Source organism: Citrobacter braakii, assembly GCF_009648935.1.
GTDB classification, from domain to species: domain Bacteria; phylum Pseudomonadota; class Gammaproteobacteria; order Enterobacterales; family Enterobacteriaceae; genus Citrobacter; species Citrobacter braakii.
This window is the reverse complement of the sequence record NZ_CP045771.1, coordinates 4,375,504-4,390,398: the sequence shown is the minus strand read 5'-3', so window position 1 is coordinate 4,390,398 and position 14,895 is coordinate 4,375,504. Positions and strand designations below refer to the sequence as shown.

At 51.4% G+C, this 14,895-nt stretch carries 13 protein-coding genes; 8 read left to right on the top strand and 5 right to left on the bottom strand.

The features are described 5' to 3' along the window. Positions 1 to 51 precede the first annotated feature (51 nt). From GFC06_RS20760 to GFC06_RS23630, 4 genes are all read right to left on the bottom strand, one after another. A complete protein-coding gene (locus GFC06_RS20760; protein ID WP_153690602.1) occupies positions 52 to 336 on the bottom strand; it encodes a bacteriocin immunity protein in 285 nt (94 codons plus the stop codon). Then, positions 323 to 2,062: a type VI secretion system tube protein TssD gene (gene tssD, locus GFC06_RS20755; protein WP_153690601.1), complete on the bottom strand. Its 1,740-nt coding sequence runs from the start codon at positions 2,060 to 2,062 to the stop codon at positions 323 to 325. The genes GFC06_RS20760 and tssD overlap by 14 nt, the downstream gene beginning before the upstream one ends. Before the next feature lie 228 nt (positions 2,063 to 2,290). Then, positions 2,291 to 3,574 carry a citrate synthase gene (locus GFC06_RS20750; RefSeq protein ID WP_016152281.1) on the bottom strand — a complete coding sequence of 428 codons (1,284 nt, stop codon included), beginning with the start codon at positions 3,572 to 3,574 and terminating at the stop codon, positions 2,291 to 2,293. Between the two features lie 206 nt (positions 3,575 to 3,780). Next, positions 3,781 to 3,834, bottom strand: coding sequence for a hypothetical protein (locus tag GFC06_RS23630; RefSeq protein ID WP_418135082.1), 54 nt, complete (start codon positions 3,832 to 3,834; stop codon positions 3,781 to 3,783). A gap of 437 nt (positions 3,835 to 4,271) precedes the next feature. Between GFC06_RS23630 and sdhC the strand changes: the two genes are divergently transcribed. From sdhC to sucD, 8 genes are all read left to right on the top strand, one after another. After that, positions 4,272 to 4,676 carry a succinate dehydrogenase cytochrome b556 subunit gene (sdhC, locus tag GFC06_RS20745; protein ID WP_016152282.1) on the top strand — a complete coding sequence of 135 codons (405 nt, stop codon included), beginning with the start codon at positions 4,272 to 4,274 and terminating at the stop codon, positions 4,674 to 4,676. Then, on the top strand, positions 4,670 to 5,017 hold the full coding sequence (sdhD, locus tag GFC06_RS20740; protein ID WP_005122550.1) for a succinate dehydrogenase membrane anchor subunit: 348 nt from the start codon (positions 4,670 to 4,672) through the stop codon (positions 5,015 to 5,017). The genes sdhC and sdhD overlap by 7 nt, the downstream gene beginning before the upstream one ends. Next, a complete protein-coding gene (gene sdhA, locus GFC06_RS20735) occupies positions 5,017 to 6,783 on the top strand; it encodes a succinate dehydrogenase flavoprotein subunit (RefSeq protein WP_003022919.1) in 1,767 nt (588 codons plus the stop codon). The genes sdhD and sdhA overlap by 1 nt, the downstream gene beginning before the upstream one ends. Before the next feature lie 15 nt (positions 6,784 to 6,798). Next, positions 6,799 to 7,515, top strand: coding sequence for a succinate dehydrogenase iron-sulfur subunit SdhB (gene sdhB / locus GFC06_RS20730; protein ID WP_003022921.1), 717 nt, complete (start codon positions 6,799 to 6,801; stop codon positions 7,513 to 7,515). Between the two features lie 235 nt (positions 7,516 to 7,750). Beyond that, positions 7,751 to 10,552, top strand: a complete 2,802-nt coding sequence (gene sucA, locus GFC06_RS20725; RefSeq protein WP_016152283.1) for a 2-oxoglutarate dehydrogenase E1 component — start codon at positions 7,751 to 7,753, stop codon at positions 10,550 to 10,552. Positions 10,553 to 10,566: 14 nt separating this feature from the next. Beyond that, positions 10,567 to 11,790 (top strand): 2-oxoglutarate dehydrogenase complex dihydrolipoyllysine-residue succinyltransferase, encoded by a 1,224-nt coding sequence (gene odhB / locus GFC06_RS20720; RefSeq protein ID WP_016156001.1) that lies wholly within the window; start codon positions 10,567 to 10,569, stop codon positions 11,788 to 11,790. A 90-nt stretch (positions 11,791 to 11,880) separates the two neighbouring features. Continuing rightward, complete coding sequence (sucC, locus tag GFC06_RS20715) at positions 11,881 to 13,047, top strand: ADP-forming succinate--CoA ligase subunit beta (protein ID WP_003022927.1); 1,167 nt, start codon at positions 11,881 to 11,883, stop codon at positions 13,045 to 13,047. Beyond that, positions 13,047 to 13,916, top strand: a complete 870-nt coding sequence (sucD, locus tag GFC06_RS20710) for a succinate--CoA ligase subunit alpha (RefSeq protein ID WP_003022929.1) — start codon at positions 13,047 to 13,049, stop codon at positions 13,914 to 13,916. Before sucC ends, sucD begins: the two co-directional genes overlap by 1 nt. Before the next feature lie 81 nt (positions 13,917 to 13,997). Here sucD and GFC06_RS20705 read toward each other — a convergent pair whose 3' ends face one another. After that, positions 13,998 to 14,714 carry a GntR family transcriptional regulator gene (locus GFC06_RS20705; protein WP_047497745.1) on the bottom strand — a complete coding sequence of 239 codons (717 nt, stop codon included), beginning with the start codon at positions 14,712 to 14,714 and terminating at the stop codon, positions 13,998 to 14,000. Positions 14,715 to 14,895: the final 181 nt, after the last annotated feature.

Below are 14,895 nucleotides of genomic sequence, written 5' to 3'. Positions count from 1 at the left end.
TGTAAACTTTCAGACAGTTTTTGAATGTTATGATATCTCTTAATATATCGCTTATTTGGAATCTTTAAATAACGCTAAGCCATGAGATGCTCTCCATTTTTTTATTTCCTTAAATATTCCTAAGGGTGAACATTCAATCTCATCTGGTGTATTAAAAATCAGTCCATTACCAAGTGGGTGCTGGGTGATTTTGACTACATGTAGTTGTAGGTCATCGATAAATTTACCAAAATCCCTGGCATTTAGCCCATATTTATTCTCAAAAAAGTTAGATAGCAGAGCAATGAACTCTGACTCAGTGTAATCGATTATTGTTTTTTCATTATCTATTAGCATTTTTATGTATTCCTATATGTAAGCGAGGAGTGGTAATGTATATATTATCCATATTAAACACTTCTCCGCCATGCTGGATTTCTTCTAAGTGATGAAGTTCAAAAGTCGTTCTGCCGCCTACCTGCTCTGAAGGAGTAGGATATGGTGCTAACCCCATTCTTATCAGGGTTTGGTTAGAAGGTTTAAAATCCTTCATAAGCTCAGGGCATTCTGACACCGCAAGCCAGAATTCTTCTCTGAAATGGTCAAAGTTGCGAAACATTCTTCCTCGCAGCTTATCCGCCACCTGTGCAGGTATCGGCGCTCCCAGCCCTGAACTGGCGGCCTCAAGCCAACGACCATTTCCGGATAAAGTTTCACCGTAGCCTGTTGCCGTACCGGGTTCGTCCCGGGCTGTTTTCAGGTATACATATATCGGCTGAATGCCTGAATCGGCCGGAAAGACCAGAATATAATCGTTAAAATCGGCGACATCCGGCACCAGGAACGGTGGCGTGGTGTACTCATTTTTGCCATCCGGAATTGGCGTCACCAGAATCGTTGTCTGATCAAGCGGCGGAACATTGCTACCCGTATGTGTGGGTAAATCGCCGGTAGCAGGATTTTCCGGCGTCCAGGTAATTAACGGCCCATCTACATTGTGGGCGGGCGTAAATTCATAGCGATGATGTTCATCATTCCACTCCATATTCGCAACGCGCACGTTTTCATACGGAGTTCCTTCGCCGGTATGCACGCCGTATACTTGCGACTTACCGTGAATGTCGGTTCCCCAGAAAAAACGAACCCGGGTTGTGGCCGTGCCGCCGATCAGCGCCTTTTTCCGTAACTCTTCTTCATACCAGAACTCATCGCGTCCGGGAACGCGTACACTGCCCGTACCAGCGGACGGTATATACAGTGCGGAAGCCAGCGCCCCGATATAAGGAACGCCTCGTGCGGCGCTGAGAATGCCACTGAGAGACCACTCGCCCCACACCTGCGTCAGTCCACCTAAGATCGGCAGTGCGACCGAGGCTTCTGCGGGCTGTGCATATCCGCAACAATCATCGACGGATGATTGTGCGAAAATCGCCATCTGTCCGAAGTTTTCAGCCGATTCTTCACTGCTCCCCGCGTCTGTACAGCCTTTCTCTTTCAGACATGATTTGGCATAGACCGGCGTGACCGCAGGAATGTGTGGTGCTGGGGGGAAAGGGAGTTTCGCAACGGGTATTATCGAACTAGTCGGCTGATTGCGAAGCGGTATAAACAAACGGTTGTACTCAGCAGGAAACGCCAGGTAGTCAAACTCCGTATTGGCAATCAGGTGCTTGCAAAGAATATAGTCATACGATACCGCAATTTCTTCGGTATCAAGCTCATTTAGGGTCACATATGTTTGTATGCTTTTTACCGAAGCATTTCTTAATTGAATGTAATAGTAGCGTTCCCATCTGCCAAATCTGTTTATTCTCCAGAAATCAATTTCAATAAACAGAAATTCATTATTATTGATGGCATTAATAAATAATGGCGTACTTTTATCAATTAGTTTTTCGAATCTTAGCGCATGGGTATTAATACCAGAACCTGTGCCAACTAATCCGTTAGAGAGTGAAAAAGAAAAAATCTCATCAGGATGATTTTCCTGCCAGCGGTTGCCTACCGATGCGTCGGTACCACAACCAGAAGAGATCTCGCCTTGTTGCTCACCTGTTACCTTCAGATAAATAAGGTCGCCCATGTCATTTAATCCAGCGCTGGTTTTTATCGTGCTGGATTAAATAACTAATGAATTTAAAAATCAAATAACGTATTAGCGATTAATGCTATATTAAATAGAGTGGGGTTAGGATGAATTTAAATATATTTAAGTACAGGTGAACTATAGGAGATAATATTGAAGAGGTAAATGCAACAAACAGGACTGGATCTGAAAAAAGCCACCGGAATTACCCGGTGGCCTGAACAATTAACGCTTAATATCAGACTTAAAATCGCGCTTGTCGTAGCCGGTGTACAGCTGACGCGGACGAGCGATTTTCATGCCGTCGGTGTGCATTTCGTTCCAGTGTGCAATCCAGCCCACGGTACGCGCCATGGCGAAGATAACGGTAAACATGGAAGACGGAATACCCATCGCCTTCAGGATGATGCCGGAGTAGAAATCTACGTTCGGGTAGAGTTTCTTCTCGATGAAGTACGGGTCGTTGAGCGCAATGTGTTCAAGTTCCATCGCCACTTCCAGCAGATCATCTTTGGTGCCCAGTTCTTTCAGTACTTCATGGCAGGTTTCACGCATGACGGTGGCGCGCGGGTCATAGTTTTTATAAACACGGTGACCAAAGCCCATCAGGCGGAAGGAATCATTCTTGTCTTTCGCGCGGCGAACAAATTCCGGAATGTGTTTAACAGAGCTGATTTCTTCCAGCATTTTCAGCGCAGCTTCGTTTGCGCCGCCGTGTGCTGGTCCCCACAGGGAAGCAATACCGGCCGCGATGCAGGCAAACGGGTTAGCGCCAGAAGAACCGGCGGTACGAACGGTAGAGGTTGAGGCGTTCTGTTCGTGGTCAGCGTGCAGGATCAAGATACGGTCCATTGCGCGTTCCAGAATCGGATTCACTTCGTATTTTTCGCACGGCGTGGAGAACATCATGTTCAGGAAGTTACCGGCGTAGGAGAGGTCATTACGCGGGTACACGAACGGCTGCCCGATGGAATATTTGTAGCACATCGCTGCCATGGTCGGCATTTTGGACAGCAAACGGAAGGCGGCGATTTCACGGTGACGCGGATTATTCACATCCAGCGAGTCGTGGTAGAACGCAGCCAGCGCCCCGGTAACACCACACATAACGGCCATCGGGTGAGAGTCGCGGCGGAAACCGTGGAACAGGCGGGTGATCTGCTCGTGGATCATGGTATGGCGAGTGACTGTGGTTTTGAACTCGTCGTACTCCTCCTGCGTCGGTTTTTCGCCGTACAGCAGGATATAACACACTTCCAGATAGTTCGACTCGGTCGCCAACTGATCAATCGGGAAGCCGCGATGCAGCAAAATACCTTCGTCACCGTCGATGAAAGTAATTTTGGATTCGCAGGATGCGGTAGAGGTGAAACCTGGGTCAAAAGTAAACATCCCTTTTGAGCCAAGACTACGAATATCAATAACATCTTGACCGAGCGTACCTTTCAGCACATCCAGTTCAATAGCAGAGTCACCATTTAGAGTGATTTTTGCTTTAGTATCAGCCATTTACGGTCTCCTTAGCGCCTTATTGCTTAAGACTGCTGGAACTCACATTTGCCTTCGTACATCAATGAACCGTTACCAGTTTGTTATTTGGCTCGCCGCTCTGCGAAAGAGGGGATAACCTGGGTACAGAGCTATGGGCGCTTGCAGGTAAAACGGTCTTTTCATGGCGAATAAACTGCAAATCAAGAACTTAGCAATCCGAATTATTAAACCTGTCTATCACTAATAACTGTCCTGACTGTATTGGTCAATACTTCCACACTGTTACATAACTAAATGTCCGGTGAAAGAGTGACCCCATAACTTTTACGCATTATATGCTTTTTCTGGTGTTGTTTGTAACAACTTTGTTTAATGATTGTCAAATTAGATGGTTAAAAATTAAAATAATGTTGTTATCGTGACCTATGTCACTGTTCGGGATAAAACCCGACAAACTATATGTAGGTTAATTGTAATGATTTTGTGAACGTCCTATACTGCCGCCAGGTCTCCGGAATACCCTGCAATCCCGAGCCAACCAGCGTTGTAACGTGTCGTTTTAGCATCTGGAAGCAGTGTTTTATATGACGCGTAGTTATAGTAAGGACGCTGTCTGACCCGCACGCAGACCGGAGGAAGGAAATCCCGTCGTCTTTCAGGCTACAGGTGTCTTCATCTTCTGTACCCGAAGTCCAAAGGGAATAATAAGAACAGCATGTGGGCGTTATTCATGATAAGAAATGTGAAAAAACAAAGACCTGTCAATCTGGATCTACAAACGATCCGGTTCCCAATCACGGCGATAGCGTCCATTCTCCATCGCGTATCCGGAGTGATCACCTTCGTGGCGGTCGGGATTCTGTTGTGGTTATTGGGTACCAGCCTTTCCTCCCCTGAAGGTTTCCTCGCGGCGTCATCCATTATGAATAACTTCTTTGTGGAGTTAATTCTGTGGGGGATCCTGATTGCGCTGGCATATCACGCCGTAATGGGCATTCGCCATCTGTTGATGGATTTTGGCTATATCGAAGAAACCCTCGAAGCAGGGACACGTTCCGCCAAAATTTGTTTCGTTATCATTGTCGTGCTTTCACTTCTCGCAGGAGTCCTCGTATGGTAAGCAACGCCTCCGCATTAGGACGCAACGGCGTACATGACTTCATTCTGGTCCGTGCTACCGCTATCGTTCTGACGTTATACATCATCTATATGGTCGGCTTCTTCGCCACCAGCGGCGAACTGACGTTTGAAGTCTGGACCGGTTTCTTCTCATCGGCATTCACCAAAGTCTTCACCCTGCTGGCTCTTTTCTCCATCTTGATTCATGCCTGGATCGGCATGTGGCAGGTGTTGACCGACTACGTTAAACCGCTGGCCGTGCGCCTGATTCTGCAACTGGCTATCGTCGTTGCGCTGGTGGTTTACGTCATTTATGGATTTGTTGTGGTGTGGGGTGTGTAATGAAACTGCCAGTCAGAGAATTTGATGCTGTTGTGATTGGTGCCGGCGGCGCAGGTATGCGCGCGGCGCTGCAAATTTCCCAGAGCGGTCAGACCTGTGCGCTGCTCTCCAAAGTGTTCCCAACCCGTTCCCATACCGTATCTGCGCAAGGTGGCATCACCGTTGCGCTCGGTAATACCCATGAAGATAACTGGGAATGGCACATGTACGACACCGTGAAAGGGTCGGACTACATTGGTGACCAGGACGCTATTGAATATATGTGTAAAACCGGTCCGGAAGCGATTCTGGAGCTGGACCACATGGGGCTGCCGTTCTCTCGCCTCGATAATGGCACAATTTATCAACGTCCGTTTGGCGGCCAGTCGAAGAATTTCGGCGGCGAGCAGGCGGCACGTACCGCGGCAGCGGCAGACCGTACCGGCCATGCGCTGTTGCACACGCTGTATCAGCAGAACCTGAAAAACCACACCACCATCTTCTCCGAATGGTATGCGCTGGATCTGGTCAAAAATGCCGATGGCGCGATTGTTGGTTGTACCGCGCTGTGTATTGAAACCGGTGAAGTGGTTTACTTCAAAGCCCGCGCAACCGTGCTGGCGACCGGCGGTGCTGGCCGTATTTATCAGTCCACTACCAACGCCCACATCAACACCGGTGACGGCGTCGGTATGGCTATCCGCGCTGGCGTGCCGGTGCAGGATATGGAGATGTGGCAGTTCCACCCAACCGGTATCGCTGGTGCGGGTGTTCTGGTAACAGAAGGCTGTCGTGGTGAAGGTGGCTACCTGCTGAACAAACACGGTGAGCGCTTCATGGAGCGTTATGCCCCGAATGCGAAAGACCTGGCGGGTCGTGACGTGGTGGCGCGTTCCATCATGATCGAAATCCGCGAAGGTCGCGGCTGCGACGGTCCGTGGGGGCCGCACGCCAAACTGAAACTCGACCACCTGGGTAAAGAAGTGCTGGAGTCCCGTCTGCCGGGTATTCTCGAACTGTCCCGTACCTTTGCTCACGTTGACCCGGTGAAAGAGCCGATCCCGGTTATTCCAACCTGCCACTATATGATGGGCGGTATTCCGACCAAAGTCACCGGCCAGGCGCTGACTGTGAATGAGCAGGGCGAAGATGTGGTGATCCCAGGGCTGTTTGCCGTCGGTGAAATCGCCTGCGTATCGGTTCACGGTGCTAACCGTTTGGGCGGCAACTCACTGCTTGACCTGGTGGTATTTGGTCGTGCTGTGGGTCTGCATCTGCAGGAATCTATCGCAGAGCAGGGTGACCTGCTGGATGCAACCGAAGATGAAATCGACGCTTCTCTGGCGCGTCTGAATCGCTGGAACGGTAACCGTAACGGTGAAGATCCGGTGGCAATTCGTAAAGCGCTGCAAGAATGTATGCAGCATAACTTCTCGGTATTCCGCGAAGGCGATGCGATGGCGAAGGGTCTGGAAGAGCTGAAAGCGATTCGCGAACGCCTGAAAAATGCCCGTCTGGACGATACCTCCAGCGAGTTCAATACCCAGCGCGTTGAGTGTCTGGAGTTGGATAACCTGATGGAGACCGCGTACGCCACTGCAGTATCTGCAAACTTCCGTACCGAAAGCCGTGGCGCGCATAGCCGCTTCGACTTCCCGGAACGTGATGACGAAAACTGGCTGTGCCATTCCCTGTACCTGCCAGAGTCGGAATCCATGACGCGACGTCAAGTCAATATGGAACCGAAGCTGCGCCCGGCATTCCCGCCGAAGATTCGTACTTATTAATGCGGAGACAGGACAATGAAACTCGAGTTTTCAGTTTATCGCTATAACCCGGATGTTGACGACGCTCCGCGCATGCAGGATTACACCCTGGAGGCGGAAGAAGGGCGCGACATGATGCTGCTGGATGCGTTGATGCAGCTGAAAGAAAAAGATCCGTCGCTGTCGTTTCGTCGCTCATGCCGTGAAGGGGTTTGCGGCTCCGACGGTCTGAACATGAACGGCAAAAATGGACTGGCCTGTATCACACCTATTTCTGCGCTGAATCAGCCGGGCAAGAAAATTGTCATTCGCCCGCTGCCAGGTTTACCGGTTGTGCGCGATTTGGTGGTAGACATGGGGCAATTCTACGCACAGTATGAGAAGATTAAGCCTTACTTGTTGAATAATGGGAAAAATCCTCCGGCTCGTGAGCATTTACAAATGCCAGAGCAGCGTGAGAAGCTCGATGGGCTGTATGAATGTATTTTGTGTGCATGCTGCTCAACGTCCTGCCCATCATTCTGGTGGAACCCGGACAAGTTTATTGGCCCGGCAGGCCTGTTGGCCGCGTATCGCTTCTTAATTGATAGCCGCGATACCGAGACCGACAGCCGTCTGGAAGGTTTAAGTGACGCTTTCAGCGTATTCCGCTGTCATAGCATCATGAACTGCGTCAGCGTATGTCCTAAAGGGCTGAATCCGACGCGCGCCATCGGTCATATTAAGTCGATGCTGCTCAAACGTAGTGCATAAGTAGTTGTAGTTGCCGGGGAAGAGATTCCCCGGCCGTGCAGGGAAACCTCTAAAAACTGCCACATTGATAGCAATAATCGCAGCCTGAACGACGACGATTATTAGACAGTTTTTAAAGGTTCCTTAGCGGACGCAGATGACACGACAGTCCGCAACAAGTGAACCCCGGCACGCACATCGGTGTGCGTGGTAGTATCCACGGCGAAATAAGCATACAAATGCTTAAGGGATCACGATGCAGAACAGCGCTTTGAAAGCCTGGTTGGACTCTTCTTACCTCTCTGGTTCTAACCAGAGCTGGATAGAACAGCTCTATGAAGACTTCTTAACCGACCCTGACTCGGTAGATGCTAACTGGCGTTCGACGTTCCAGCAGTTACCTGGTACCGGAGTCAAACCGGATCAACTCCACTCAAAAACACGTGATTATTTCCGTCGACAGGCGTTGATTACCCCACGTTACTCTTCTTCTATTTCCGACCCTGATGCCAATGTGAAGCAGGTTAAAGTCCTGCAGCTCATTAACGCCTATCGTTTCCGCGGTCATCAGCATGCGAATCTCGATCCGCTGGGACTGTGGCAGCAAGAAAATGTGGCCGATCTGGATCCCTCCTTCCACGATCTGACCGATGCGGATTTCCAGGAAAGCTTTAACGTGGGTTCTTTTGCCGGTGGCAAAGACACGATGAAGCTGAGCGACCTGGTTGTCGCGCTGAAACAAACCTACTGCGGCCCGATTGGCGCCGAGTATATGCACATCACCAGCACCGAAGAAAAACGCTGGCTTCAGCAGCGTATCGAGTCTGGCCGTACTGCATTCAGTAGTGAAGAGAAGAAACGCTTCCTCAGCGAACTGACTGCAGCGGAAGGTCTGGAACGCTACCTGGGCGCGAAGTTCCCGGGCGCGAAACGCTTCTCGCTGGAAGGCGGTGATGCGTTAATCCCAATGCTCAAAGAGATGATCCGCCACGCTGGTAACAGCGGTACCCGTGAAGTGGTACTGGGTATGGCGCACCGTGGTCGTCTGAACGTCCTGGTTAACGTGCTGGGTAAAAAGCCGCAGGATCTATTCGACGAATTTGCGGGCAAACATAAAGAACACCTCGGTACCGGTGACGTGAAGTACCACATGGGCTTCTCATCGGATATCGAAACCGAAGGCGGTCTGGTGCATCTGGCGCTGGCGTTTAATCCGTCGCACCTGGAAATCGTTAGCCCGGTGGTTATCGGTTCCGTACGTGCACGCTTGGATCGTCTGGACGAGCCGAGCAGCAATAAAGTGCTGCCAATCACTATTCATGGTGATGCGGCAGTAACCGGGCAAGGCGTGGTTCAGGAAACCCTGAACATGTCGAAAGCGCGTGGTTACGAAGTGGGCGGTACCGTTCGCATCGTTATCAACAACCAGGTGGGCTTCACCACCTCTAACCCGCTAGATGCACGTTCTACACCATACTGCACCGACATCGGTAAGATGGTTCAGGCGCCGATTTTCCACGTGAACGCGGATGACCCGGAAGCGGTCGCTTTCGTAACGCGTCTGGCACTGGATTTCCGTAATACCTTTAAACGCGATGTCTTTATCGATCTGGTGTGCTACCGCCGTCACGGCCACAACGAAGCCGACGAGCCAAGCGCAACCCAGCCGCTGATGTATCAGAAAATCAAAAAGCATCCGACCCCGCGCAAAATCTACGCTGACAAGCTGGAAGCGGACAACGTCGCTACGCTGGAAGATGCGACCGAAATGGTCAATCTGTATCGTGACGCGCTGGACGCAGGCGAATGCGTGGTGAAAGAGTGGCGTCCAATGAATATGCACTCCTTCACCTGGTCGCCGTACCTCAACCACGAATGGGATGAAAACTACCCGAACAAAGTTGAGATGAAGCGTCTGCAGGAGCTGGCAAAACGCATCAGCACCGTGCCTGAAGCGGTGGAAATGCAGTCGCGTGTTGCCAAAATTTACGGCGACCGTCAGGCCATGGCCGCAGGCGAGAAGCTGTTCGACTGGGGTGGCGCAGAGAATCTGGCTTACGCCACGCTGGTTGATGAAGGTATTCCTGTACGTCTGTCGGGTGAAGACTCTGGCCGCGGAACCTTCTTCCACCGTCATGCGGTGATTCATAACCAGGCGAATGGTTCAACGTACACTCCGCTGCAGCATGTGCATAACGGCCAGGGCACGTTCCGCGTATGGGACTCCGTGCTGTCTGAAGAAGCGGTGCTGGCATTCGAGTACGGTTATGCCACGGCAGAACCGCGCACCCTGACTATCTGGGAAGCGCAGTTCGGTGACTTCGCCAACGGTGCGCAGGTGGTTATCGACCAGTTCATCTCTTCCGGCGAGCAGAAATGGGGCCGTATGTGCGGTCTGGTTATGCTGCTGCCACACGGCTATGAAGGTCAGGGGCCGGAGCACTCCTCCGCGCGTCTGGAACGTTATCTGCAACTTTGCGCTGAGCAAAACATGCAGGTTTGCGTCCCGTCTACCCCGGCACAGGTTTACCACATGCTGCGTCGTCAGGCGCTGCGCGGAATGCGTCGTCCGCTGGTAGTGATGTCACCGAAGTCGCTGCTGCGTCATCCGCTGGCGGTGTCCACGCTGGACGAACTGGCAAATGGCACCTTCCTGCCAGCCATTGGCGAAGTAGATGAACTTGATCCTAAAGGCGTGAAGCGTGTCGTGATGTGTTCTGGTAAGGTTTATTACGACCTGTTGGAGCAACGCCGCAAGAACGACCAAAAAGATGTCGCCATTGTGCGTATCGAACAGCTCTATCCGTTCCCGCATAAAGCGGTGCAGGAAGCGCTGAAACCGTTTGCTCATGTACATGATTTTGTCTGGTGCCAGGAAGAGCCGCTCAACCAGGGCGCATGGTACTGCAGCCAGCATCATTTCCGTGAAGTAATTCCATTTGGGTCAGCCCTGCGTTATGCAGGTCGCCCGGCCTCTGCCTCTCCGGCAGTAGGATATATGTCCGTTCACCAGAAGCAGCAACAAGATCTGGTTAATGACGCGCTGAACGTCGATTAAATAAAGGATAAATAATGAGTAGCGTAGATATTCTTGTTCCCGACCTGCCTGAATCCGTAGCGGATGCAACGGTTGCAACCTGGCACAAAAAACCGGGCGATGCAGTACGTCGTGATGAAGTACTGGTAGAAATCGAAACTGACAAAGTGGTACTGGAAGTACCGGCATCAGCGGACGGTATTCTTGATGCGGTTCTGGAAGATGAAGGGACAACCGTCACTTCTCGCCAGATCCTTGGTCGCCTGCGTGAAGGCAACAGCTCTGGCAAAGAGACCAGCGCCAAGTCTGAAGAGAAAGATTCTACTCCGGCACAACGCCAGCAGGCGTCTCTTGCTGAACAGAACAACGATGCCCTGAGCCCGGCGATCCGTCGCCTGCTGGGTGAGCATAATCTCGAAGCCAGCGCCATCAATGGCACCGGCGTCGGTGGTCGTATCACGCGTGAAGATGTTGAAAAGCATCTGGCCAAAGCACCGGCTGCGAAAGCAGAAGCCAAAGCGCCGGCCGCCGCGCCTGCACCACAGGCTCAACTGGGCGCTCGTGGCGAAAAACGTGTTCCGATGACCCGTCTACGCAAACGCGTAGCTGAGCGTCTGCTGGAAGCGAAAAACTCCACCGCCATGCTGACCACGTTCAACGAAGTCAACATGAAGCCAATCATGGATCTGCGTAAGCAGTACGGTGACGCGTTCGAGAAACGTCACGGTATCCGTCTGGGCTTTATGTCTTTCTACGTGAAAGCGGTTGTTGAAGCGCTGAAACGCTATCCGGAAGTGAACGCGTCCATCGACGGTGATGACGTGGTTTACCACAACTACTTTGATGTCAGCATGGCGGTCTCCACGCCGCGTGGCCTGGTCACGCCGGTCCTGCGTGATGTGGATCTGCTGGGTATGGCTGACATCGAGAAAAATATTAAAGAGCTGGCAGTTAAAGGTCGCGACGGCAAGCTGACGGTCGACGATCTGACGGGCGGTAACTTCACCATCACTAACGGTGGCGTGTTCGGTTCCCTGATGTCTACCCCGATCATCAACCCACCGCAGAGCGCCATCCTGGGTATGCATGCCATCAAAGATCGTCCGATGGCCGTAGACGGCAAGGTTGAAATCCTGCCGATGATGTATCTGGCGCTGTCTTATGACCACCGTTTGATCGATGGTCGTGAGTCAGTAGGCTTCCTGGTAACCATTAAAGAGTTGCTGGAAGATCCGACGCGTCTGCTGCTGGACGTGTAGTAAATAAGAGTATCACCTGCCCCGTAGGTCTGGAGGCTTATCAGGCCTACGGGTAAAAGATAACGATTACCTGAAGGATGGACAGAACACATGAACTTACATGAATATCAGGCAAAACAACTTTTTGCCCGCTATGGCTTACCGGCACCGGTGGGTTATGCCTGTACTACTCCGCGTGAAGCTGAAGAAGCTGCATCTAAAATCGGCGCAGGCCCGTGGGTAGTGAAATGTCAGGTTCACGCTGGTGGCCGTGGTAAAGCGGGCGGTGTGAAGGTTGTGAACAGCAAAGAAGACATTCGCGCTTTTGCTGAACACTGGCTGGGTAAACGTCTGGTCACTTACCAGACAGACGCCCATGGTCAACCGGTAAATCAGATTCTGGTTGAAGCAGCGACCGACATTGGTAAAGAACTTTACCTCGGCGCAGTTGTTGACCGTAGTTCCCGTCGCGTGGTCTTCATGGCCTCTACCGAAGGCGGCGTGGAAATTGAAAAAGTGGCGGAAGAAACGCCGCACCTGATCCACAAAGTAGCGCTCGATCCGCTGGCCGGTCCGATGCCTTATCAGGGTCGTGAACTGGCGTTCAAACTGGGTCTGGAAGGAAAACAGGTTCAGCAGTTCACCAAGATCTTCATGGGTCTGGCGACTATCTTCCTTGAGCGCGATCTGGCGCTGATCGAAATCAACCCGCTGGTGGTGACCAAGCAGGGTGATCTGATCTGCCTCGACGGCAAACTGGGCGCTGACGGCAACGCGCTGTTCCGCCAGGCTGACTTGCGTGAAATGCGCGATCAGTCTCAGGAAGATCCGCGTGAAGCACAGGCTGCACAGTGGGAACTGAACTACGTCGCTCTGGACGGCAACATCGGTTGTATGGTTAACGGCGCGGGCCTGGCAATGGGCACCATGGACATCGTTAAACTGCACGGCGGCGAACCGGCTAACTTCCTTGACGTTGGCGGCGGTGCGACCAAAGAGCGTGTAACTGAAGCGTTCAAAATTATCCTCTCTGACGACAATGTTAAAGCTGTACTGGTTAACATCTTCGGCGGTATCGTACGCTGCGACCTGATCGCGGACGGTATCATCGGCGCGGTAGCAGAAGTGGGCGTTAACGTTCCGGTCGTGGTACGTCTTGAAGGTAACAACGCTGAACTCGGCGCGAAAAAATTGGCTGATAGCGGCCTGAATATTATTGCAGCGAAAAGTCTGACGGATGCAGCTCAGCAGGTTGTTGCCGCAGTGGAGGGGAAATAATGTCAGTTTTAATTAATAAAGATACCAAGGTTATCTGCCAGGGCTTCACCGGTAGCCAGGGGACATTCCACTCTGAACAAGCGATTGCTTACGGTACGCAAATGGTCGGTGGTGTTACGCCAGGCAAAGGCGGCACCACGCATCTGGGTCTGCCGGTGTTCAATACCGTACGTGAAGCGGTAGAAGCGACCGGCGCAACCGCCACCGTTATCTACGTTCCGGCTCCGTTCTGCAAAGACTCCATCCTGGAAGCTATCGATGCAGGCATCAAGCTTATCATCACCATCACCGAAGGCATCCCAACGCTGGATATGCTGACTGTGAAAGTGAAGCTGGATGAAGCTGGCGTACGCATGATTGGCCCGAACTGCCCAGGTGTTATCACCCCTGGCGAATGTAAAATCGGCATCATGCCGGGTCATATTCACAAGCCTGGTAAAGTCGGTATCGTTTCTCGTTCTGGTACGCTGACCTATGAAGCGGTTAAGCAGACCACCGACTACGGTTTTGGTCAGTCTACCTGTGTGGGTATCGGCGGCGACCCGATCCCAGGCTCTAACTTCATCGATATCCTGAAGCTGTTCCAGGAAGATCCGCAGACTGAAGCGATCGTCATGATCGGTGAGATCGGCGGTAGCGCGGAAGAAGAAGCAGCGGCGTACATTAAAGATCATGTGACCAAGCCGGTTGTGGGTTACATCGCGGGTGTGACTGCGCCGAAAGGTAAACGTATGGGTCATGCTGGTGCGATCATCGCAGGTGGTAAAGGTACGGCGGATGAGAAATTCGCTGCGCTGGAAGCCGCTGGCGTGAAAACCGTTCGTAGCCTGGCCGATATCGGCGAAGCGCTGAAAACAGTGATTAAGTAAGAAAAAAAACAGCCCTGACTCTCTGCATAGTCAAGGGCTGGTCCCGTTTCGACATGGTTGGCCATCTGATGATGGCCTTTTTTAATGGCGTCGTTTTGCCACCAGCGTAAATTTATAATCGTCGCTTTTGAAGGTGTTGCGGCTGTATTCAAAAACGCGTCCATCGAGCAGAAACCCGCGAGAGATTTTCTCCAGCACCGGTTTCCCCTGCGGCATGCCCAGCATTTCTACAGTATCCTCATCCGGAATAACCGGGATCAGTTCCTGCTCGCTGCGATCGATAACCATCTTTTTGATCTGTTCTATATAGTGATATTTAGAATTTTCCATCACCTCCCAGGTGAGATCGGGAAAGAGGGCGAGCGGCATCCATGTCTCTTCGAGGGTAACGGCTTTCTGCTTAATAAAACGAACCCGTTTTACATGCCAGACTTTATCTTCAGCCGCCAGCTGTAGCCACTCGGCCAGCATCTCTCCTGCTGGAATGACCTCAAAGACCTTCACTTCGCTGTGCGTTTCAACCTGACGGTCGGCAAGCTTCTCATAAAAACTGGTGAGCTGATAAATGTCGTAATTGACGCGCTCCTCTTTCACATACCAACCGCTGCCCTGAATGCTCTCGATAATATTCTGTTCCATCAGCAGCTTGAGTGCTTGCCTGATGGTCACGCGGCTGACCTCGAAACGGCTCTGTAGCGTAGATTCTGTGGGAAGTGCATCACCTGGTTTTAATTCACCTTTTGCAACTTGTTCGCGCAGAACGTCGGCTATCTGGCGGTACATCGGTTTTTTGCTCATCTCTTTTCGCTTTTGTCGGCAATAAAGTCAGATATTCAAGACAAATTATGCGTACATTTTATCAATAGTAAATAATACAAATTAAATACAAATATTGTCTCGTTAGTGAAATTGATCACGTAAAGGTATTGTTTTGTCTGCGACAATCGCGGCACATAATAATGACAATCCTCTGAGGACC